The 21163-nt window shown below is 59.9% G+C and carries 19 protein-coding genes and 2 tRNA genes; 19 read left to right on the plus strand and 2 right to left on the minus strand.

Annotation, left to right across the window (positions count from 1 at the left end; all coding sequences use genetic code 11):
- The first annotated feature begins 26 nt into the window (after positions 1 to 26).
- The 3 genes from carB to AC6I6U_RS07545 are packed head-to-tail and all read left to right on the plus strand — an operon-like array spanning position 27 to position 4160.
- On the plus strand, positions 27 to 3248 hold the full coding sequence (carB, locus tag AC6I6U_RS07535) for a carbamoyl-phosphate synthase large subunit (RefSeq protein ID WP_497881360.1): 3222 nt from the start codon (positions 27 to 29) through the stop codon (positions 3246 to 3248).
- Between the two features lie 2 nt (positions 3249 to 3250).
- A complete protein-coding gene (gene greA / locus AC6I6U_RS07540) occupies positions 3251 to 3727 on the plus strand; it encodes a transcription elongation factor GreA (protein ID WP_497882999.1) in 477 nt (158 codons plus the stop codon).
- 28 nt (positions 3728 to 3755) lie between these two features.
- Positions 3756 to 4160 carry an MFS transporter gene (locus AC6I6U_RS07545; protein WP_497881361.1) on the plus strand — a complete coding sequence of 135 codons (405 nt, stop codon included), beginning with the start codon at positions 3756 to 3758 and terminating at the stop codon, positions 4158 to 4160.
- A 12-nt stretch (positions 4161 to 4172) separates the two neighbouring features.
- Here AC6I6U_RS07545 and AC6I6U_RS07550 read toward each other — a convergent pair whose 3' ends face one another.
- A complete protein-coding gene (locus AC6I6U_RS07550) occupies positions 4173 to 4481 on the minus strand; it encodes a YhbY family RNA-binding protein (protein WP_497881362.1) in 309 nt (102 codons plus the stop codon).
- A gap of 103 nt (positions 4482 to 4584) precedes the next feature.
- Here AC6I6U_RS07550 and rlmE point away from each other — a divergent pair, with 103 nt between their 5' ends.
- The 16 genes from rlmE to AC6I6U_RS07630 all read left to right on the plus strand — a co-directional run bounded on the left by rlmE (position 4585) and on the right by AC6I6U_RS07630 (position 20580).
- Positions 4585 to 5214, plus strand: a complete 630-nt coding sequence (gene rlmE, locus AC6I6U_RS07555; protein WP_497881363.1) for a 23S rRNA (uridine(2552)-2'-O)-methyltransferase RlmE — start codon at positions 4585 to 4587, stop codon at positions 5212 to 5214.
- Positions 5215 to 5415: 201 nt separating this feature from the next.
- Entirely contained in the window at positions 5416 to 7326 is a 1911-nt protein-coding gene (ftsH, locus tag AC6I6U_RS07560; RefSeq protein WP_497881364.1) for an ATP-dependent zinc metalloprotease FtsH, read from the plus strand.
- Between the two features lie 8 nt (positions 7327 to 7334).
- Positions 7335 to 8186 carry a dihydropteroate synthase gene (folP, locus tag AC6I6U_RS07565; protein WP_497881365.1) on the plus strand — a complete coding sequence of 284 codons (852 nt, stop codon included), beginning with the start codon at positions 7335 to 7337 and terminating at the stop codon, positions 8184 to 8186.
- 16 nt (positions 8187 to 8202) lie between these two features.
- Positions 8203 to 9540 carry a phosphoglucosamine mutase gene (gene glmM / locus AC6I6U_RS07570; RefSeq protein WP_497881366.1) on the plus strand — a complete coding sequence of 446 codons (1338 nt, stop codon included), beginning with the start codon at positions 8203 to 8205 and terminating at the stop codon, positions 9538 to 9540.
- A gap of 65 nt (positions 9541 to 9605) precedes the next feature.
- The gene (gene tpiA / locus AC6I6U_RS07575; protein WP_497881367.1) at positions 9606 to 10361 is read left to right on the plus strand and encodes a triose-phosphate isomerase; all 756 of its coding nucleotides are present in this window, start codon (positions 9606 to 9608) and stop codon (positions 10359 to 10361) included.
- Between the two features lie 3 nt (positions 10362 to 10364).
- A complete protein-coding gene (gene secG / locus AC6I6U_RS07580; RefSeq protein WP_081005950.1) occupies positions 10365 to 10748 on the plus strand; it encodes a preprotein translocase subunit SecG in 384 nt (127 codons plus the stop codon).
- Positions 10749 to 10777: 29 nt separating this feature from the next.
- Positions 10778 to 10863 (plus strand) — tRNA-Leu (locus tag AC6I6U_RS07585).
- Positions 10864 to 10960: 97 nt separating this feature from the next.
- Positions 10961 to 11037 (plus strand) — tRNA-Met (locus AC6I6U_RS07590).
- Between the two features lie 141 nt (positions 11038 to 11178).
- Positions 11179 to 11637, plus strand: a complete 459-nt coding sequence (gene rimP, locus AC6I6U_RS07595) for a ribosome maturation factor RimP (RefSeq protein WP_054058270.1) — start codon at positions 11179 to 11181, stop codon at positions 11635 to 11637.
- Between the two features lie 47 nt (positions 11638 to 11684).
- Positions 11685 to 13166: a transcription termination factor NusA gene (gene nusA, locus AC6I6U_RS07600; RefSeq protein WP_497881368.1), complete on the plus strand. Its 1482-nt coding sequence runs from the start codon at positions 11685 to 11687 to the stop codon at positions 13164 to 13166.
- A 27-nt stretch (positions 13167 to 13193) separates the two neighbouring features.
- Positions 13194 to 15722 carry a translation initiation factor IF-2 gene (gene infB, locus AC6I6U_RS07605; protein ID WP_497881369.1) on the plus strand — a complete coding sequence of 843 codons (2529 nt, stop codon included), beginning with the start codon at positions 13194 to 13196 and terminating at the stop codon, positions 15720 to 15722.
- A 159-nt stretch (positions 15723 to 15881) separates the two neighbouring features.
- Positions 15882 to 16298, plus strand: a complete 417-nt coding sequence (gene rbfA, locus AC6I6U_RS07610) for a 30S ribosome-binding factor RbfA (protein ID WP_497881370.1) — start codon at positions 15882 to 15884, stop codon at positions 16296 to 16298.
- 3 nt (positions 16299 to 16301) lie between these two features.
- Positions 16302 to 17219: a tRNA pseudouridine(55) synthase TruB gene (truB, locus tag AC6I6U_RS07615; protein WP_497881371.1), complete on the plus strand. Its 918-nt coding sequence runs from the start codon at positions 16302 to 16304 to the stop codon at positions 17217 to 17219.
- Positions 17220 to 17334: 115 nt separating this feature from the next.
- A complete protein-coding gene (gene rpsO, locus AC6I6U_RS07620; RefSeq protein WP_122454053.1) occupies positions 17335 to 17604 on the plus strand; it encodes a 30S ribosomal protein S15 in 270 nt (89 codons plus the stop codon).
- A gap of 223 nt (positions 17605 to 17827) precedes the next feature.
- A complete protein-coding gene (gene pnp / locus AC6I6U_RS07625; protein ID WP_497881372.1) occupies positions 17828 to 19933 on the plus strand; it encodes a polyribonucleotide nucleotidyltransferase in 2106 nt (701 codons plus the stop codon).
- Positions 19934 to 20223: 290 nt separating this feature from the next.
- Positions 20224 to 20580, plus strand: coding sequence for a BON domain-containing protein (locus AC6I6U_RS07630; protein WP_497881373.1), 357 nt, complete (start codon positions 20224 to 20226; stop codon positions 20578 to 20580).
- A 280-nt stretch (positions 20581 to 20860) separates the two neighbouring features.
- Here AC6I6U_RS07630 and AC6I6U_RS07635 read toward each other — a convergent pair whose 3' ends face one another.
- Positions 20861 to 21163 carry a DUF2845 domain-containing protein gene (locus tag AC6I6U_RS07635; RefSeq protein ID WP_497881374.1) on the minus strand — a complete coding sequence of 101 codons (303 nt, stop codon included), beginning with the start codon at positions 21161 to 21163 and terminating at the stop codon, positions 20861 to 20863.

The raw sequence follows: 21163 nt of genomic DNA on the forward strand, positions 1-21163 counted from the left end.
GACCTGCGGATTTGAGTGACAAACCCATGCCAAAACGTACAGACATTAAAAGCATCCTGATTCTCGGTGCTGGCCCGATCGTCATCGGCCAGGCCTGCGAGTTCGACTATTCCGGCGCCCAGGCTTGCAAGGCCCTGCGCGAAGAGGGTTACCGCGTCATCCTGGTGAACTCCAACCCGGCCACCATCATGACCGACCCGGCCATGGCGGATGCCACCTACATCGAGCCGATCAAGTGGCGCACCGTTGCCAAGATCATCGAGAAGGAGCGCCCGGACGCCCTGCTGCCAACCATGGGTGGCCAGACTGCCCTGAACTGCGCCCTGGACCTGGAGCGCGAAGGCGTCCTGGAGAAGTTCGGCGTAGAGATGATCGGTGCCAACGCCGACACCATCGACAAGGCTGAAGACCGTTCGCGTTTCGACAAGGCCATGAAGTCCATCGGCCTGGCCTGCCCACGTTCCGGTATCGCCCACAGCATGGAAGAGGCCAATGCGGTCCTCGAGAAGCTCGGCTTCCCGTGCATCATCCGTCCGTCCTTCACCATGGGTGGCACCGGCGGTGGTATCGCCTACAACCGTGAAGAGTTCGAAGAAATCTGTGCCCGTGGTCTGGACCTGTCTCCGACCAAGGAACTGCTGATCGACGAATCGCTGATCGGCTGGAAAGAATACGAAATGGAAGTTGTCCGCGACAAAAAGGACAACTGCATCATTGTCTGCTCCATCGAGAACTTTGACCCGATGGGCGTGCACACCGGTGACTCGATCACCGTGGCGCCGGCACAGACCCTGACCGACAAGGAATACCAGATCCTGCGTAACGCCTCCCTGGCGGTACTGCGCGAGATCGGCGTGGAAACCGGCGGTTCCAACGTGCAGTTCGGTATCTGCCCGAACACTGGCCGCATGGTCGTGATCGAGATGAACCCGCGGGTATCGCGTTCCTCGGCCCTGGCCTCGAAGGCTACCGGCTTCCCGATCGCCAAGGTCGCAGCCAAACTGGCCGTGGGCTACACCCTGGACGAGCTGTCGAACGACATCACCGGTGGCAAGACCCCGGCGTCCTTCGAACCGTCCATCGACTACGTCGTCACCAAGCTGCCACGCTTCGCCTTCGAGAAGTTCGGCCAGGCCGATGCACGCCTGACCACCCAGATGAAGTCGGTAGGTGAAGTGATGGCTATCGGCCGAACCTTCCAGGAATCCCTGCAGAAAGCCCTGCGTGGCCTGGAAGTGGGCGTTTGCGGTCTGGACGAGAAGGTCGACCTGAGCAACCCGGAAAGCATGGGCGTGCTCAAGCGCGAACTGACCGTGCCGGGCGCCGAGCGTATCTGGTACGTCGCGGATGCCTTCCGTGCCGGCCTGAGCGTCGAAGAAATCTTCGGCATGAACATGATCGACCCATGGTTCCTGGTGCAGATCGAGGACCTGGTCAAGGAAGAAGAGCGCGTCAAGACCCTGGGTCTGTCGGCCATCGACCGCGACCTGATGTTCCGCCTCAAGCGCAAGGGCTTCTCTGACCAGCGTCTGGCCAAGCTGCTGGGCGTCACCGAGAAGAACCTGCGTACCCATCGCCAGAAGCTGGATGTGTTCCCGGTCTACAAGCGCGTCGACACCTGTGCGGCCGAGTTCGCCACCGATACCGCCTACCTGTACTCGACCTACGAGGAAGAGTGCGAGGCCAACCCGTCGACCCGCGACAAGATCATCATCCTGGGTGGCGGTCCGAACCGTATCGGCCAAGGCATCGAGTTCGACTATTGCTGCGTACACGCGGCACTGGCGCTGCGCGATGACGGCTACGAGACCATCATGGTCAACTGCAACCCGGAAACCGTTTCCACCGACTACGATACCTCCGATCGCCTGTACTTCGAGCCGGTGACCCTGGAAGACGTGCTGGAAATCGTCCGTGTCGAGAAGCCGAAAGGCGTGATCGTCCAGTACGGCGGCCAGACCCCGCTGAAACTGGCGCGTGCCCTGGAAGCCGCCGGCGTACCGATCATCGGTACCAGCCCTGACGCCATCGACCGTGCCGAAGATCGCGAGCGCTTCCAGCAGATGGTCGAGCGCCTGAACCTGCGTCAGCCGCCGAACGCCACTGTGCGCAGCGAAGACGAGGCCGTGCGTGCGGCGAGCAAGATCGGCTATCCGCTGGTGGTGCGTCCGTCCTACGTACTGGGCGGCCGGGCGATGGAAATCGTCTACAAGGAAGAAGAGCTCAAGCGCTACCTGCGCGAAGCGGTCCAGGTGTCGAACGACAGCCCGGTACTGCTCGACCACTTCCTCAACTGCGCCATCGAGATGGACGTGGACGCGGTCAGCGACGGCACCGACGTGGTGATCGGCGCGATCATGCAGCACATCGAACAGGCGGGTGTTCACTCCGGTGACTCGGCGTGCTCGCTGCCTCCGTACTCGCTGCCGGCGCACATCCAGGACGAGATGCGCGAGCAGGTCAAGAAAATGGCCCTGGAGCTGGGCGTTGTCGGCCTGATGAACGTGCAGTTGGCCCTGCAGGGCGAAGACATCTACGTCATCGAAGTGAACCCGCGTGCCTCGCGTACCGTGCCGTTCGTGTCGAAGTGCATCGGTGTTTCCCTGGCCATGATCGCGGCCCGCGTGATGGCTGGTAAGACCCTGAAAGAGCTGGGCTTCACCAAGGAAATCATCCCTAACTTCTACAGCGTGAAAGAGGCGGTGTTCCCGTTCGCCAAATTCCCTGGTGTCGACCCGATTCTCGGCCCTGAGATGAAGTCCACCGGTGAAGTGATGGGCGTGGGTGATACCTTCGGCGAAGCCTTCGCCAAGGCGCAGATGGGTGCCAGCGAAGTGCTGCCGACTGGCGGTACCGCGTTCATCAGCGTGCGTGACGACGACAAGCCGCTGGTTGCAGGTGTAGCCCGTGATCTGATCAACTTGGGCTTCGAAGTGGTGGCGACTGCCGGTACTGCCAAGCTGATCGAAGCGGCAGGCCTGAAAGTGCGCCGGGTCAACAAGGTGACTGAAGGGCGTCCGCACGTCGTTGACATGATCAAGAATGACGAAGTCACCCTGATCATCAACACGACCGAGGGTCGCCAGTCGATTGCCGACTCGTACTCCATTCGTCGTAACGCGCTGCAGCACAAGATCTACTGCACAACCACCATTGCTGCTGGCGAAGCCATCTGCGAAGCGCTCAAGTTCGGTCCCGAGAAGACCGTCCGTCGCTTGCAGGATCTACACGCAGGATTGAAGGCATGAGCATAACCAAGTACCCCATGACTGTTCAGGGTGCCAAGGCCCTGGAAGATGAGCACACTCACCTGACCAAGGTCGTTCGTCCGAAGCTGAGCCAGGACATCGGCACGGCTCGCGAGTTGGGCGACCTGAAGGAAAACGCCGAATACCATGCTGCCCGTGAGCAGCAGGGTATGGTCGAGGCGCGGATTCGCGATATCGAAGGTCGTCTGCAGAACGCGGTGATCATTGATGTCACGACTATCCCGCACACCGGCAAGGTGATTTTCGGCACCACGGTTGAGATCGCCAACGTCGAGACCGACGAAAGCGTGACTTATCACATCGTGGGCGAGGATGAGGCTGACATCAAGCAGGGCAAGATCTCGGTAGGTTCGCCTATCGCTCGCGCCCTGATCGCCAAGGATGAAGGTGATGTCGTGACCGTCAAGACGCCGGGCGGCGTGATCGAGTACGAGATTGTCGCAGTCCGTCACATCTGAACGCAGACGCCCGCTCCGCGCGGGCGCCATGCTCTGGCAGCTGGCCCAGATGCTCTGGGTCGGCGGCTTGTGGTTATTGCATGTGGGATTGTTACCGGTCCTCACGCAAATCGGCCTGGCGCCGCTGCTGATCGAAGAGATCGGTGCTCAGCTAGGCTACTTATTGGTGGGGTTTGCAGCGGTCTGCGTGACCGTGCAGGTCCTGGTGCTGGTTCGAACCGAAGGTCGGTCGAGCCTGTGGCGCGACACTCGCGGGCAGCTACTGCTGATGGCCTGGTATGCGTGCGCGATGTACTTCGCGGTACGTTACTGGCAGCCGCAAGCCTTGCGCTTGCAGTTGTTCAGTTTCCTGGTGCTCGGCCTGTCTGGCCTGGTGTTGGTGTTGCAGCCCGTTCCGGGCGAGAGTGGCAGGGCACGCGAAGCGTACCCTTGACCCTGGCGGGTATCACTTGTAGCGGTGAACGTTCGACAATTGCTTGTTGACGTCGAAGTTGCGGCGATAGATCAGCGCCATCTTGCCGATGACCTGTACCAGGTCCGCCTTGCCGACCTTGCACAGCTCAGCGATGTGCGCCAGGCGCTGTTCGCGATCGAGGATGTTGAGCTTGATCTTGATCAGCTCGTGATCGTTCAGTGCGCGCTCGAGTTCGGCTAGCACACCTTCAGTCAAACCGTTGTCAGCCACAGTCAATACTGGTTTCAGATGGTGGCCAATGGATTTGTACTGTTTCTTCTGCTCTGGAGTGAGCGGCATAATCTGACCCTGTGTCTGATCTTGTAAAAAATGGCGGCTAGTTTACCCGACCGAGTCCGGGACCGCCTAGTTAATCGCGATTCGACAATTTTCGAGGTGGCCCGTGGCCCGTTCCAAAACCAGCCAGAATTGGCTGAAAGAGCATTTCAACGACCCATTCGTCAAAATGGCGCAAAAGGATGGGTACCGTTCCCGTGCCAGCTACAAGCTGCTGGAGATCCAGGAGAAGGACAAGCTGATCCGCCCTGGCATGACCGTGATCGACCTGGGCGCGGCGCCTGGGGGCTGGTCGCAGGTGACCAGTCGTCTGATTGGCGGCAAGGGTCGGCTGATCGCGTCCGATATCCTGGATATGGACAGCATTCCCGACGTGACCTTCATCAAGGGCGACTTCACCGAGGATGCCGTTCTGGCGCAGATCCTCGAAGCCGTGGGAAATTCCGAGGTGGACCTTGTGATTTCCGATATGGCCCCCAATATGAGTGGTACGCCTGCAGTGGATATGCCGCGCTCGATGTTCCTGTGCGAGCTGGCGCTGGATCTGGCGGGGCGTGTGTTGCGTCCTGGTGGTGATTTTTTGATCAAGATTTTCCAGGGCGAAGGCTTCGACGAGTACCACAAGAATTTCCGCAAGCAATTCGACAAGGTACAGACGCGCAAGCCGGTGTCGTCCCGTGATCGCTCCCGCGAGCAGTATCTGCTGGGTCGCGGTTTCCGAGGGCGGGTCGAGTAAGGCAAGGGTTTTGAACGGGGCAATAGGAAATTCGCATTTCGCCTCGTGAACATAAGCGAATATTGTGTAGTCAATGTTTCACAAAGGGTTACAGACGGCGCCTGCGAAGCTGTAGGTAATGTAGTAAGTTATGCCGGTGAATATCATGCGAAGCGCGCACCACGAACGGAGCAAGCTTCAGAGGGTAGTTAATTGAACGATATGGCAAAGAATCTGATCCTGTGGTTGATCATCGCGGCTGTCCTGGTGACGGTGATGAACAACTTCTCCAGCCCTAACGAACCACAGACCCTCAACTATTCCGACTTCATCCAGCAAGTGAAGGATGGCAAGGTCGAGCGCGTGGCCGTGGACGGCTATGTGATCACCGGCAAACGCAACGATGGCGACAGCTTCAAGACCATTCGTCCGGCGATCCAGGACAACGGCCTGATCGGCGACCTGGTCGACAACCACGTCGTGGTCGAAGGCAAGCAGCCTGAGCAGCAGAGCATCTGGACCCAGTTGCTGGTAGCCAGCTTCCCGATCCTGGTGATCATCGCGGTGTTCATGTTCTTCATGCGCCAGATGCAGGGCGGCGCGGGCGGCAAGGGCGGCCCGATGAGCTTTGGCAAGAGCAAGGCGCGTCTGCTGTCCGAGGACCAGGTGAAAACCACCCTGTCCGACGTTGCTGGTTGCGATGAGGCCAAGGAAGAAGTCGGTGAGCTGGTCGAGTTCCTGCGTGATCCGGGCAAGTTCCAGCGCCTGGGCGGTCGCATTCCGCGTGGCGTGCTGATGGTCGGCCCTCCGGGTACCGGTAAGACCCTGCTGGCCAAGGCCATCGCCGGTGAGGCGAAGGTGCCGTTCTTCACCATTTCCGGTTCCGACTTCGTCGAGATGTTCGTCGGTGTCGGTGCCAGCCGTGTTCGCGACATGTTCGAACAGGCCAAGAAACACGCACCTTGCATCATCTTCATCGATGAGATCGATGCCGTCGGTCGTCACCGTGGTGCCGGCATGGGCGGCGGTCACGATGAGCGTGAGCAAACCCTCAACCAGTTGCTGGTGGAGATGGATGGTTTCGAAATGAACGATGGCATCATCGTCATCGCCGCGACCAACCGTCCCGACGTACTCGACCCGGCGCTGCTGCGTCCAGGCCGTTTCGACCGCCAGGTGGTGGTCGGCCTGCCGGATATCCGTGGTCGCGAACAGATTCTCAAGGTGCATATCCGCAAGGTGCCGGTCGGTGACGACGTCGCGCCAGCGGTGATCGCCCGTGGTACTCCTGGCTTCTCCGGTGCCGACCTGGCCAACCTGGTCAACGAGGCTTCGCTGTTCGCTGCCCGTGCCGGCAAGCGCATCGTCGAAATGAAGGAATTCGAGCTGGCCAAGGACAAGATCATGATGGGCGCCGAGCGCAAGACCATGGTCATGTCCGAGAAGGAAAAGCAGAACACCGCTTATCACGAAGCCGGTCACGCGATCGTGGGTCGTGTGGTTCCCGAGCATGATCCGGTCTACAAGGTCTCGATCATCCCGCGTGGTCGTGCACTGGGTGTGACCATGTTCCTGCCGGAAGAGGATCGCTACAGCCTGTCCAAGCGTGCGCTGATCAGCCAGATCTGCTCGCTGTACGGCGGCCGTATCGCCGAGGAAATGACCCTGGGCTTCGATGGCGTCACCACCGGTGCCTCCAATGACATCATGCGTGCCAGCCAGATCGCCCGGAACATGGTCACCAAGTGGGGCCTGTCCGAGAAGCTCGGCCCGCTGATGTATGCCGAGGAAGATCAGGAAGTGTTCCTGGGTCGCGGCGGCGGTGGCCAGAACGCCAGTTTCTCTGGTGAAACGGCCAAGCTGATCGACTCCGAGGTGCGCAGCATCATTGACCAGTGCTATGGCACGGCCAAGCAGATCCTCACCGACAACCGCGACAAGCTCGACGCCATGGCCGATGCGCTGATGAAGTACGAGACCATCGATGCCGACCAGATCGACGACATCATGGCCGGTCGCACTCCGCGCGAACCGCGTGACTGGGGTGGCTCGGGCTCTTCGGGTACTACGCCTCCCGTGGCGAAGAACGAGCGTCCTGAAGCCCCGATTGGCGGCCCTGCGGCTGATCACTAAGGTTTGAAATGACTTCTGTTCAGTCCTCGACCCGGTTGCCTTGCGGCAACCGGGTTCTTGATTTGGCCCGGACGCATGTCATGGGCATTCTCAACGTTACCCCCGATTCCTTTTCCGATGGCGGTCGCTTCAGTCAGTTGGACGCTGCGCTGCGTCATGCCGAAGGCATGGTGCAGGCCGGTGCGACGCTGATCGATGTTGGTGGCGAGTCGACGCGGCCCGGTGCGCGTGTCGTATCGCCACTGGAAGAGCTCGAGCGGGTGGCGCCGATTGTCGAACGCATTCATCGTGAGCTGGATGTGATCATTTCGGTCGATACCTCGACGCCTGCCGTGATGCGCGAGACGGCCCGCCTGGGTGCGGGCCTGATCAACGATGTGCGCTCGCTGCAGCGTGATGGCGCGCTGGATGCGGCGGCGGCGACCGGCTTGCCGGTGTGCCTGATGCACATGCTTGGCGAGCCTGGCGACATGCAGGACAACCCGTATTACGACAACGTCACGCAGGACGTGCAGGCGTTTCTCGTCGATCGCATGCGTGAGTGCGAGGCGGCGGGGATTCCTGCCGAGCGGATTGTCCTGGATCCGGGCTTCGGCTTCGCGAAGACCCTGGAACACAATCTGAGCCTGTTCAAGCATATGGAGCAGTTGCATGCCCTGGGGCGGCCGCTGTTGGTCGGTGTCTCGCGAAAGAGCATGATAGGCCTGACGCTGGGGCGCCCGGTGGGCGAGCGTCTGTATGGCAGCTTGGCCCTGGCCGCTTTGGCAATGACCAAGGGCGCGCGCATCCTGCGCGTGCACGATGTGGCCGAGACGGCCGATATCGTCAAGATGCTTGCCGCGGTAGACGCTGCCGAATAAGAACGATGGAGCACCTATGAAGAAGAAATATTTCGGCACCGACGGTATTCGTGGCCGCGTCGGGCAATACCCGATCACTCCTGATTTCATGCTCAAGCTGGGTTGGGCCGCCGGCATGGCGTTCCGCAAGCTGGGTAACTGCCGCGTGCTGGTCGGCAAAGACACGCGCATCTCTGGCTACATGTTCGAGTCCGCCCTGGAGGCCGGTTTGTCCGCCGCTGGGGCTGACGTTATGCTGCTGGGGCCGATGCCAACCCCGGCCATCGCCTACCTGACCCGTACGTTCCACGCCGAGGCGGGGATCGTCATCAGTGCGTCGCATAACCCGCATGATGACAACGGCATCAAGTTCTTCTCCGGCGAAGGCACCAAGCTGCCAGACGAAGTCGAGCTGATGATCGAGGAGTTGCTCGACGCGCCGATGACGGTCGTCGATTCGGAGAAGCTGGGCAAGGTCTCGCGGATCAATGACGCGGCCGGCCGCTATATCGAGTTCTGCAAGGGCAGCGTGCCGACGGGCACCAAGCTATCGAACCTCAAGGTGGTGCTCGATTGTGCACATGGTGCGACCTACAAGGTGGCGCCGAGTGTCTTTCGTGAGTTGGGTGCGCAGGTCACTGCGCTCTCCGTGCAGCCCAACGGGCTGAACATCAACGATAACTGCGGCTCGACGCACATTAAACCGCTGCAGGCGGCGGTGCTGGCCGAGCAGGCCGACCTCGGGATCGCCTTCGACGGTGATGGCGATCGGGTATTGATGGTCGATCACACGGGCACGGTCGTCGATGGTGATGAGCTGGTGTTCATCATTGCGCGTGACCTGGCTGAGCGCGGCAAGCTCAATGGGGGAGTGGTTGGAACCCTGATGAGTAACCTGGGCATGGAGCTGGCACTGAAGGAACTGGATATTCCCTTCGTGCGTGCCAATGTCGGTGACCGCTACGTGATTGCCGAGTTGCTCGAACGTAACTGGCTGGTGGGTGGCGAAAACTCCGGGCACATCCTGTGCCTGAATCACAACACCACCGGTGATGCGATCATCGCGGCACTGCAGGTGCTGTTGGCGTTGCGGCGTCGGGGCGAGACGCTTGCCCAGGCGCGTCAGGCGCTGCGCAAGTGCCCGCAGGTGCTGCTCAACGTGCGTTTTGGTGGCGGTGTCGACCCGGTCAAGCATCCGCAGGTGGTCGCCGAATGCGAGCGCGTGACCGAGGCCATGAACGGTCGTGGGCGCGTGCTGCTGCGTAAATCGGGAACCGAGCCGCTGGTGCGTGTGATGGTCGAAGGCGAGGATGAAGCGGCCGTTCGCGGGCATGCCGAAGGGCTGGCAAAACTGGTTGCTGAAGTTTGTGCCTGATTCGGCTTGCCAGCAATGATCTGGTTGGGTAATATCTGCGCCCACTTTGACCCGCGAGGTAGAGCATGCGTCGCCCCATGGTAGCTGGTAACTGGAAGATGCACGGTACCCGCGCCAGCGTCGCTGAGCTGATCAAGGGGCTGCGGAATCTGGCCCTGCCGAGCGGTGTTGATGTTGTGGTATTCCCGCCTTGCTTGCATATCACCCAAGTGGTCGATGGTTTGAAGGGTAAGTCGATTTCGGTCGGCGCGCAGAACTCTGCAGTGGAATCCATGCAAGGCGCCTTGACGGGTGAGATTGCACCGAGCCAATTGGTCGATGCAGGTTGCTCCCTGGTGCTGGTTGGGCACTCTGAACGCCGCCAGGTAATGGGTGAAACGGATCGGATGCTCAATCGCAAGTTTGCGGCAGCGCAAGCTTGCGGGCTGATTCCGGTGCTGTGCGTAGGGGAGACCCAGGCAGAGCGTGAAGCCGGCAAGACGCTGGAAGTGGTTTCGCGTCAGTTGGGCAGCATCATCGAAGAGTTGGGTGTCGGTGCTTTTGCCAAGGCTGTGATCGCTTACGAGCCGGTCTGGGCCATTGGTACCGGGCTGACAGCTTCGCCGCAACAAGCGCAGGATGTGCATGCAGCCATTCGCGCACAGTTGGCGGCAGAGAATTCTGAAGTCGCTCAAGGTGTGCGGCTTCTATACGGCGGCAGCGTGAAGGCGGCCAATGCGGTCGAACTGTTCGGCATGCCGGATATCGATGGGGGGCTCATTGGTGGAGCGTCCCTGAATGCAGATGAATTCGGCGCGATCTGTCGCGCTGCGGGAAACTGAGAAATGCTGGAAACGATCGTAGTCGTTCTTCATCTGTTGGCAGCATTGGGCGTTGTTGCTCTCGTATTGCTGCAACAGGGTAAAGGTGCGGAAGCTGGTGCATCTTTCGGCGCAGGTGCTTCAAATACTGTGTTCGGAAGCCAAGGTTCCTCTACCTTTCTTAGTAAGTTTACTGCTATACTTGCCGCAGGTTTCTTCATAACCAGCTTAGGGTTAGGTTACTTTGCTAAAGAGAAAGCTCATCAGCTGACTCAAGCAGGTCTTCCAAGTCCGGCAGTGTTGGAAGCGCCAAAGCAAAAACCGGCATCTGATGATGTTCCGGTGCTCCAGGAGCAAAAGTCGGCCACTCCGGCAGGCGATGTACCTCAAGCTCCAGAGCAGAAGTAAAACGGGTTTCATGCTGTAAATGTTGTATTGCCGAGGTGGTGGAATTGGTAGACACGCAACCTTGAGGTGGTTGTGCCCATAGGGTGTAGGGGTTCGAGTCCCCTTCTCGGTACCAATTATCAGGAGAGCCCGCTGTTGCGGGCTTTCTTGTAGGTGGAAAGGTTACATTGACCCAAAATGGGATCAGTCGTATACTTTTGCCCCAGCTTTGTCGCGGGGTGGAGCAGCCTGGTAGCTCGTCGGGCTCATAACCCGAAGGTCGTCGGTTCAAATCCGGCCCCCGCAACCAGTTTTAGCGGAGCCCCTTTTCAGGGGCTTTTTGTTAGCTGGACACAATTGATGCCGCTTTTTGACGGCATTTCAGGGATGGGCGATTCGCCCATTTTTTGTTTTCTTAAATCGCATGCACATCATGCACGAGGGGGTTCAGGTGTCGAGCAAGCTAGAACAGTTGCAGGCCTTGCTGGCCCCGGTGGTCGTGGCCCTGGGCTATGAATGCTGGGGTATCGAGTTTTCCGCTCAAGGCCGCCATTCCGTGTTGCGCGTTTATATCGATAAAGAGGGTGGTGTTCTGGTGGATGACTGCGCCATCGTCAGTCGCCAGATCAGTGGCGTGCTGGATGTCGAAGATCCGATTTCCACTGAATACACCCTTGAAGTTTCCTCTCCTGGCATGGAACGCCCGCTGTTCACTCTTGAACAGTTTGCCTCGCATGCCGGCGAACAAGTGAAAATAAGGTTGCGCTCGCCTTTCGAGGGCCGACGCAACTTTCAGGGCCTTCTGCGCGGAGTGGAAGAGCAGGACGTCGTGGTGCAGGTGGATGACCACGAGTTCCTGTTGCCGATCGATTTGATCGACAAGGCCAACATTATTCCCAGTTTTGACTGAGACGCGGATCCCGCGGATCCAATGGCTTGCGAAAGGCGAGGCGTACGATGAGCAAAGAAGTATTGCTGGTTGTTGAGTCGGTATCCAATGAAAAGGGTGTACCGGCAGGCGTGATTTTTGAGGCGTTGGAGATTGCTCTGGCGACCGCTACCAAGAAGCGCTTTGAAGACGAAGTTGACCTGCGTGTGGAAATCAACCGCCACACCGGTTCCTATGAGACTTTCCGTCGTTGGACTGTCGTCGAGGAAGCCGATCTTGATGATCCGGCGATCGAGACCTGGCCAAGCAAGGTTGAGCAAACCCATCCGGGTGCCAAGGTTGGTGACGTCGTCGAGGAGAAGATCGAGTCCATCGAGTTCGGTCGTATCGCTGCCCAGACCGCCAAGCAAGTCATCGTGCAGAAGGTTCGCGAAGCCGAGCGTGCGCAGGTGGTCGATGCCTACCGCGAGCGCCTGGGCGAGATCATCTCCGGCACCGTGAAGAAAGTCACCCGCGACAACGTCATCGTTGACCTGGGTAACAACGCCGAAGCCCTGCTGGCACGCGAAGACATCATTTCCCGCGAGACTTTCCGCGTCGGTGTACGGGTTCGTGCACTGCTCAAGGAAATCCGCACCGAGAACCGCGGCCCCCAGCTGATCCTGTCGCGTACCGCGCCGGAAATGCTGATCGAGCTGTTCCGTATCGAAGTGCCAGAGATCGCCGAAGGGCTGATCGAAGTGATGGCAGCGTCCCGTGATCCGGGTTCGCGTGCCAAGATCGCCGTCCGTTCCAAGGACAAGCGTATCGACCCGCAGGGCGCGTGCATCGGCATGCGTGGTTCGCGCGTCCAGGCCGTCTCCGGCGAGCTGGGTGGCGAGCGTGTGGATATCGTGCTGTGGGACGACAACCCGGCGCAGTTCGTCATCAACGCCATGTCGCCGGCTGAAGTCGCGGCGATCATCGTTGACGAAGATGCCCACGCGATGGACATCGCCGTGGGTGCCGACAACCTGGCCCAGGCCATCGGCCGTGGTGGTCAGAACGTCCGCCTGGCCAGCCAGTTGACTGGCTGGACCCTGAACGTGATGACCGAGTCGGACATCCAGGCTAAGCAACAGGCAGAAACCGGTGACATCCTGCGCAACTTCATCGACGAGCTGGAAGTCGACGAAGAGCTGGCACAGGTGCTGGTCGATGAAGGTTTCACCAGCCTGGAAGAAATTGCCTACGTACCGTTGGAAGAGATGCTCAACATCGACGGCTTTGACGAAGACATCGTCAACGAGCTTCGCGCTCGTGCCAAGGATCGCCTGTTGACCAAAGCCATCGCTACAGAGGAAAAGCTGGCAGACGCCCATCCGGCCGAAGACCTGCTCTCGCTTGAGGGCATGGACAAGGATTTGGCGATGGAACTGGCGGTGCGCGGCGTCATTACCCGCGAAGACCTGGCCGAGCAGTCGATTGACGACCTGCTCGACATCGACGGCATCGACGATGATCGTGCCGGCAAGTTGATCATGGCCGCCCGAGCCCATTGGTTCGAGTAATTAGGCGCGGCCTGAGGAGAGAAGTGCATGACGCAAGTCACGGTGAAACAACTGGCCGATGAGGTCAAAACACCGGTAGAGCGCCTGTTGCAGCAGATGCGTGAGGCAGGTCTGCCGCACACCGCCGCCGAGGAGCATGTCAGCGACAGCGAAAAGCAGTCGCTGCTGACTCACTTGAAAAGCAGCCACAAGGCGAAAGTGGAAGAACCGCGCAAGATCACCTTGCAGCGCAAGACCACCAGCACCCTGCGTGTTGCCGGCAGCAAGAGCATCAGTGTTGAAGTACGCAAGAAGAAAGTCTTCGTACAGCGCAGCCCGGAAGAAATCGAAGCCGAGCGCAAGCGCGAGCTGGAAGAACGTCGCGCCGTAGAAAACGCGGCTCGCCAGAAGGCTGAAGAAGAAGCCAAGCGCCGCGCCGAAGAAGAAGCGCGCCGCCAGCCTGCGCCTGCTGCAGCCGAACCGGTTGCCGCAGCAGCGGTGGAAGCTGTTGCTGCCCCTGTGGCGGCCGCCGAGCCTGTGCGTGAAGCACCGGCCGCCGCGCCTGCTGCCGATGCGCGCAAGCGCGAAGAGCCGCGTCGCCCGGATAAACCACGTGCCGATGACAACAATCGTCGCGGCAGCGGCGACGGCGAGCGCAAGAATGCCCCGCACCGTGCCTCGGTCAAGGAAAAGGCGCCGGCGCCACGTGTGGCCCCGCGTACTACCGACGAAGAGAGCGATGGTTTCCGTCGTGGCGGTCGTGGCGGCAAGGGCAAGCCGAAGAAGCGTAACGCCCACGGTTTCCAGAGCCCGACCGGACCGGTCGTGCGTGATGTGAAGATCGGCGAGACCATCACTGTTGGCGATCTGGCCCAGCAGATGTCGGTCAAGGCTGCCGAGATCATCAAGTTCATGTTCAAGCTGGGTACCCCAGCCACCATCAACCAGGTACTGGACCAGGAAACTGCCCAGTTGGTTGCTGAAGAACTCGGTCACAAGGTGACCCTGGTCAGCGACACCGCCCTGGAAGATTCCCTGGCCGAGTCCCTGAAGTTCGAAGGTGAAGCGGTTTCCCGTGCACCGGTCGTGACCGTAATGGGCCACGTTGACCACGGTAAGACGTCCCTGCTCGACTACATCCGTCGTGCGAAGGTTGCAGCTGGTGAAGCCGGCGGCATCACCCAGCACATCGGCGCCTACCACGTTGAAACCGACCGTGGCATGGTGACGTTCCTCGACACCCCAGGTCACGCCGCGTTTACCGCAATGCGTGCCCGTGGTGCCAAGGCAACCGACATCGTGATCCTGGTGGTTGCGGCGGACGACGGCGTGATGCCGCAAACCGTCGAGGCTGTTCAGCACGCCCAGGCGGCTGGCGTTCCTCTCGTGGTCGCAGTGAACAAGATCGACAAGCCGGGTGCCGACCTCGATCGTATCCGTAGCGAACTGTCGGTTCACGGCGTGACTTCCGAGGACTGGGGTGGCGATACACCATTCGTTCCGGTTTCCGCGAAGATGGGTACCGGCGTCGACGAGTTGCTCGAAGCGGTCCTGTTGCAGGCCGAGGTTCTCGAACTGACCGCCACACCTTCGGCTCCAGGCCGTGGCGTGGTTGTCGAGTCGCGTCTGGACAAGGGCCGTGGCCCGGTGGCGACTGTCCTGGTTCAGGACGGTACCCTGCGTCAAGGCGACATGGTACTGGTCGGTTCGAACTACGGCCGCGTGCGTGCCATGCTCGACGAGAACGGCAAGCCGATCAAGGAAGCCGGTCCGGCGATTCCGGTCGAGATTCTCGGTCTGGACGGCACTCCGGATGCTGGCGACGAGATGAGCGTGGTGGCTGACGAGAAAAAAGCTCGTGAAGTCGCGCTGTTCCGCCAAGGCAAGTTCCGCGAAGTCAAACTGGCTCGTGCGCATGCCGGCAAGCTGGAAAACATCTTCGAGAGCATGGGCCAGGAAGAGAAGAAGACGCTTAACATCGTCCTCAAGTCCGACGTTCGTGGTTCGCTTGAAGCTCTGCAAGGTGCGCTCAACGGCCTGGGTAACGACGAAGTGCAAGTGCGCGTTGTCGGTGGCGGTGTCGGTGGTATCACCGAGTCCGACGCCAACCTGGCACTGGCCTCCAACGCTGTTCTGTTCGGCTTCAACGTGCGTGCCGATGCTGGCGCACGGAAGATCGTCGAGCAGGAAAGCCTGGACATGCGTTACTACAACGTCATCTACGACATCATCGAAGACGTCAAGAAGGCCCTCACCGGCATGCTTGGCAGCGACGTCCGGGAGAACATCCTGGGTGTGGCCGAGGTCCGTGACGTGTTCCGTTCGCCGAAGTTCGGCGCGATCGCCGGTTGCATGGTCATCGAAGGTACCGTGTACCGCAATCGTCCGATCCGTGTACTGCGCGAAGACATCGTTATCTTCGAAGGCGAGCTGGAATCCCTGCGCCGCTTCAAGGATGACGCTTCCGAAGTTCGCAACGGCATGGAGTGCGGTATCGGCGTCAAGAGCTACAACGACGTCAAGGTCGGTGACAAGATCGAAGTCTTCGAGAAGGTCCAGGTTGCTCGCAGCCTCTGATTCGAACGCTTCAAGAGCCCCGATGGCCGGCCGCGGTTTGCTGCACCGGTTGTCGAGCGGACTCTAAACGCAACGCCCGGTCCGGCTTCTGCCAGGCCGGGCGTTTGCCGCTTTCAGACCACACGGGTTTCGCCGTGAGGCAGTAACAGGTAACAAGACATGGCAAAAGAATACAGCCGTACCCAGCGTATCGGCGATCAGATGCAGCGCGAACTGGCGCAACTGATTCGTCGCGAAGTCAAGGACCCGCGCGTAGGCCTGGTGACCATCACCGCAGTCGATGTCAGCCGTGACGTCGGCCACGCGAAGATCTTCATCACCGTGATGGGCCAGGACAACCAGGAAGAAATCGCCCAGAGCATCAAGGTGCTCAACTCGGCGGCGGGCTTCCTGCGCATGCAACTGGCGCGCGAAATGAAGCTGCGCAGCGTGCCGCAACTGCACTTCCACTATGACGAAAGCGTCGTCCGTGGCGCGCACCTGTCGGCATTGATCGAGCGGGCCGTGGCCGAGGACAGCCAGCACACCGACGGTACGTCGGCAGCAGGCAGCCTTCCAGAAGACGGCCGGGAGTAATCGGTGGCTCAGGTCAAACGTATCCGTCGTAACGTCAGCGGTATCATTCTGCTCGACAAGCCGCTGGGGTTTACTTCCAATGCGGCCTTGCAGAAGGTTCGCTGGCTGCTCAACGCCGAGAAGGCCGGCCACACCGGCAGCCTCGATCCGCTGGCCACCGGCGTGCTGCCGCTGTGCTTCGGCGAAGCGACCAAGTTCTCGCAATACCTGCTCGATTCCGACAAGGGTTATGAAACCCTGATGCAGTTGGGCAAGACCACGACCACCGCGGACGCCGAAGGCGAGGTCCTGCAGACCCGTCCGGTGACCGTTGGTCGTGCCGATATCGAAGCGGTCCTGCCGGATTTTCGTGGCGAAATCAGCCAGATACCGCCTATGTACTCGGCGCTCAAGCGTGATGGCCAGCCGCTTTACAAGCTGGCACGTGCAGGGGAAGTAGTGGAGCGCGAACCGCGTTCTGTTACTATTGCGCGCTTGGAGTTGCTGGCCAGCGAAGGCGATACTGCCCGACTGGCGGTGGAGTGCAGCAAGGGCACCTATATTCGTACCCTGGTGGAGGATATCGGTGAGCGACTCGGTTGCGGCGCGTACGTCGCGCAACTGCGTCGCACCCAGGCCGGACCCTTTAGCCTGGCCCAGACGGTGACGCTCGAAGAGCTGGAAGCCGCCCATGCCGAAGGTGGCAACGAAGCGATCGATCGCTTCCTGATGCCGTCGGACAGTGGCCTGCAGGATTGGCCTTTGCTCAAGTTCTCCGAGCACAGTGCGTTCTACTGGCTCAACGGCCAGCCAGTTCGTGCCCCGGACGCGCCGAAATTCGGCATGGTCCGTGTACAGGATCATAACGGTCGCTTCATCGGTATCGGTGAAGTGAGCGAAGACGGGCGCATCGCGCCGCGTCGACTGATTCGGTCAGAATGACCGGACGAGGGTGGCTGTCAACAGGCACGGTCACTACTCTTTTATAGATACGGGGATTTGTCCTCGGCCTGTTGAAACCGTTCCCGGACGGTTTCCTGATATAAGGATTGCCCACATGGCACTCAGCGTTGAAGAAAAAGCTCAGATCGTAACCGACTACCAGCAAGCTGTTGGTGACACTGGTTCGCCAGAAGTGCAAGTTGCACTGCTGACCGCCAACATCAACAAGCTGCAAGGTCACTTCAAGGCCAACGGCAAGGACCACCACTCCCGTCGTGGTCTGATCCGCATGGTAAACCAGCGTCGTAAGCTGCTGGACTACCTGAAAGGCAAGGACGTGACTCGTTACAGCGCCCTGATCGGTCGCCTGGGTCTGCGTCGCTAACAAGCGGTTGCGCTAGAGGTTGGTTGTCTGTCCCTTGCCCGTGGTTTTCCATCGGCAAGGGGCAGGCTCCCAACCTCAAGTTTTATCTGGAGCGCCGGATCATTACGAAAGCCGCCAGGCGGGCCGTTTTCGTAATGATCCAGAACCGGGTCGATGCCCGGTAATGGCCAAGGATTTCGCAAGAAGCCAGTTCCCCCAAGAGCCACAAAGAAGGTAGGACACCGTGAACCCGGTAATCAAAAAATTCCAGTTCGGTCAGTCGACCGTTACCCTCGAGACTGGTCGCATCGCTCGCCAGGCCTCCGGCGCAGTGTTGGTCACCGTTGACGACGACGTCAGCGTATTGGTGACCGTTGTCGGTGCCAAGCAGGCCGACCCGAGCAAGGGTTTCTTCCCGCTGTCCGTGCACTACCAGGAAAAAACCTACGCTGCCGGCAAGATCCCCGGCGGCTTCTTCAAGCGTGAAGGCCGTCCTTCCGAAAAAGAAACCCTGACTTCGCGCCTGATCGACCGTCCGATTCGCCCGCTGTTCCCTGAAGGTTTCATGAACGAAGTGCAGGTCGTCTGCACCGTCGTTTCCACCAGCAAGAAGACCGATCCGGACATCGCCGCGATGATCGGTACCTCGGCGGCCCTGGCGGTCTCCGGTATTCCTTTCGACGGCCCGATCGGCGCCGCTCGCGTAGCCTTCCATGAAAGCACTGGCTACCTGCTGAACCCAACCTACGAGCAGCTCAAGGCCTCGAGCCTGGACATGGTCGTTGCCGGTACCTCCGAAGCGGTACTGATGGTTGAATCGGAAGCCAAGGAGCTGACCGAAGACCAGATGCTGGGCGCCGTACTGTTCGCCCACGACGAGTTCCAGGCCGTGATCCAGGCCGTCAAGGAGCTGGCTGCCGAAGCGGCCAAGCCAACCTGGACCTGGGCTCCACAAGCTGAAGCCACCGAGCTGCTGGGCGCAATCCGTGCCGAGTTCGGCGAAGCGATTTCCCAGGCCTACACCATCACCGTCAAGGCCGACCGTTACGCTCGCCTGGGCGAGCTGAAGGACCAGGTGGTTGCCAAGCTGTCGGGCGAAGAAGGCCAGCCTTCGGCTTCCGACGTGAAAGCCGCTTTCGGTGAAATCGAATACCGCACCGTTCGCGAAAACATCGTCAACGGCAAGCCACGTATCGACGGTCGCGACAACCGCACCGTGCGTCCGCTGAACATCGAAGTCGGCGTTCTGTCGAAGACCCACGGTTCGGCCCTGTTCACCCGTGGTGAAACCCAGGCTCTGGTCGTTGCGACCTTGGGTACCGCCCGTGACGCACAGTTGCTGGACACCCTCGAAGGCGAGAAGAAAGACCCCTTCATGCTGCACTACAACTTCCCTCCGTTCTCGGTGGGCGAGTGTGGCCGCATGGGCGGTGCTGGCCGTCGTGAAATCGGCCACGGCCGTCTGGCCCGTCGTTCGGTCCAGGCCATGCTGCCAAGCGACAGTGAATTCCCGTACACCATTCGCGTGGTATCGGAAATCACCGAATCCAACGGTTCCAGCTCCATGGCTTCGGTCTGCGGTGCTTCCCTGGCCCTGATGGACGCCGGTGTACCTATGAAGGCGCCAGTGGCCGGTATCGCCATGGGCCTGGTCAAGGAAGGCGAGAAGTTCGCTGTCCTGACCGACATCCTGGGTGACGAAGATCACCTGGGCGACATGGACTTCAAGGTAGCCGGTACCGCCAAGGGCGTCACCGCGCTGCAGATGGACATCAAGATCAAGGGCATCACCGAAGAGATCATGGAAATCGCCCTGGGCCAGGCCCTGGAAGCGCGCCTGAACATCCTCGGCCAGATGAATCAGGTCATTGGCCAGTCCCGTAGCGAACTGTCGGCCAACGCCCCAACCATGATCTCGATGAAGATCGACACCGACAAGATTCGTGACGTGATCGGTAAAGGTGGCGCGACCATCCGTGCGATCTGCGAAGAAACCAAGGCTTCGATCGATATCGAAGACGACGGCTCGATCAAGATCTTCGGTGAAACCAAGGAAGCGGCCGAGGCGGCTCGCCAGCGCGTCCTGAGCATCACCGCAGAGGCCGAGATCGGCAAGATCTACCTGGGCAAGGTAGAACGCATCGTCGACTTCGGTGCGTTCGTCAACATCCTGCCGGGCAAGGATGGTCTGGTGCACATCTCGATGCTGAGCGACGCTCGCGTAGAGAAAGTCACCGATATCCTGAAGGAAGGCCAGGAAGTCGAAGTGCTGGTGCTGGACGTGGACAACCGCGGTCGCATCAAGCTGTCCATCAAGGACGTCGCGGCGGCCAAGGCATCGGGCGTTTAATCGTTCCAGCGTCTTGTGTTGAAAAAGGACCCTTCGGGGTCCTTTTTTCATGGGCACGCAAAAGCAGCGGTATTTCAGCGGGTTGCTGGCATAAAGAAGCTGCAACTTGCATGCACTGCGGATGGGTGGTCATGCAATCTGCACGATCAATTTTTTCGACGTTTCGTTTAACTATTTGATTTTAAAGTATTTTATTTCCATCTTCAGGTTGGCACAGCACCTGCAATATTCAGGTAACCCTGCTGCCAGGACACGGCAGCAGACTTTCCAGAAGAACAGGAGTGACTCGTATGAAAAAGTTCGCTATCGCTACCGCAGCTGCTACCGCCCTGACCCTGACTCTGGCCAATGCTGCCTTCGCGGCTGAACAGACCCAGGCGTCCAAGCCAATGATGCTCGCCGCCGGTGAAGTCACCAAGGCCAAGGAAGAGACCTCTGATACCTGGATCACCACCAAGGTCAAGGCTGACCTGCTCACCGAGAAAGGCATTCCTGGCAGCGACATCAAGGTAGAAACCGCCAAGGGCGTCGTTTCGCTGTCGTCGGAAACCAAGGTGACCGCCGCTCAGAAAGAAACCGCGGTGCATATCGCCAAGAACATCAAGGGCGTTAAAGGCGTTACCGCTGAAGCCCTGAAAACCGAGTAACGATCAAAATTTCGCCAGAGCCGGCAGTAGGGCATGACGGATGAGTCTGTTGTTCATTCGTTGAACCCTGAGGTTCATGCGACGGGTCACACGGATGTGACCATTACAGGCCCCGGCGCTTCGCGTCGGGGCCTGTTCTATTTCGCGGGGCGGCGCGCCTTTTCGTGGTCAAGCCAGGTCGCCGCACCGCCTGCTCCTGCAAGGTATGCACCTTGGAGCATTGCGGGCGAGCGGGCCGACGCTCGGTTGCCCGCGAATAGGCTTCAGCATCGGCTACAGCTCAAGGACTGCGGGTACTGCGGATATCCACCAACTGGCCACCCTCGAAGCGCAGCGACTGTTTCATGCCGCCACTAGGCGTGTAGATCCACTCCTCGACCTTGACCCCATCCCGGCGATTGCCGTGGCGTACTTCGAGATAGCCCTTGTCGATGACCGCCACCGGAGTGCCGCACTTGGTGGTCACATCATAGGTGCTGTCGCCGTAGCTGATCAGGCCTTTCTCGCAGCGCAGGGTAGTGGCCTGGGCCTGGGCGGCCAGCAACAAGGCAGCCGCCAGGCTGAAGATGACGCGTTTCGACAT

The sequence above is a fragment of the Pseudomonas sp. UTLPPB19802 genome (assembly GCF_059730225.1).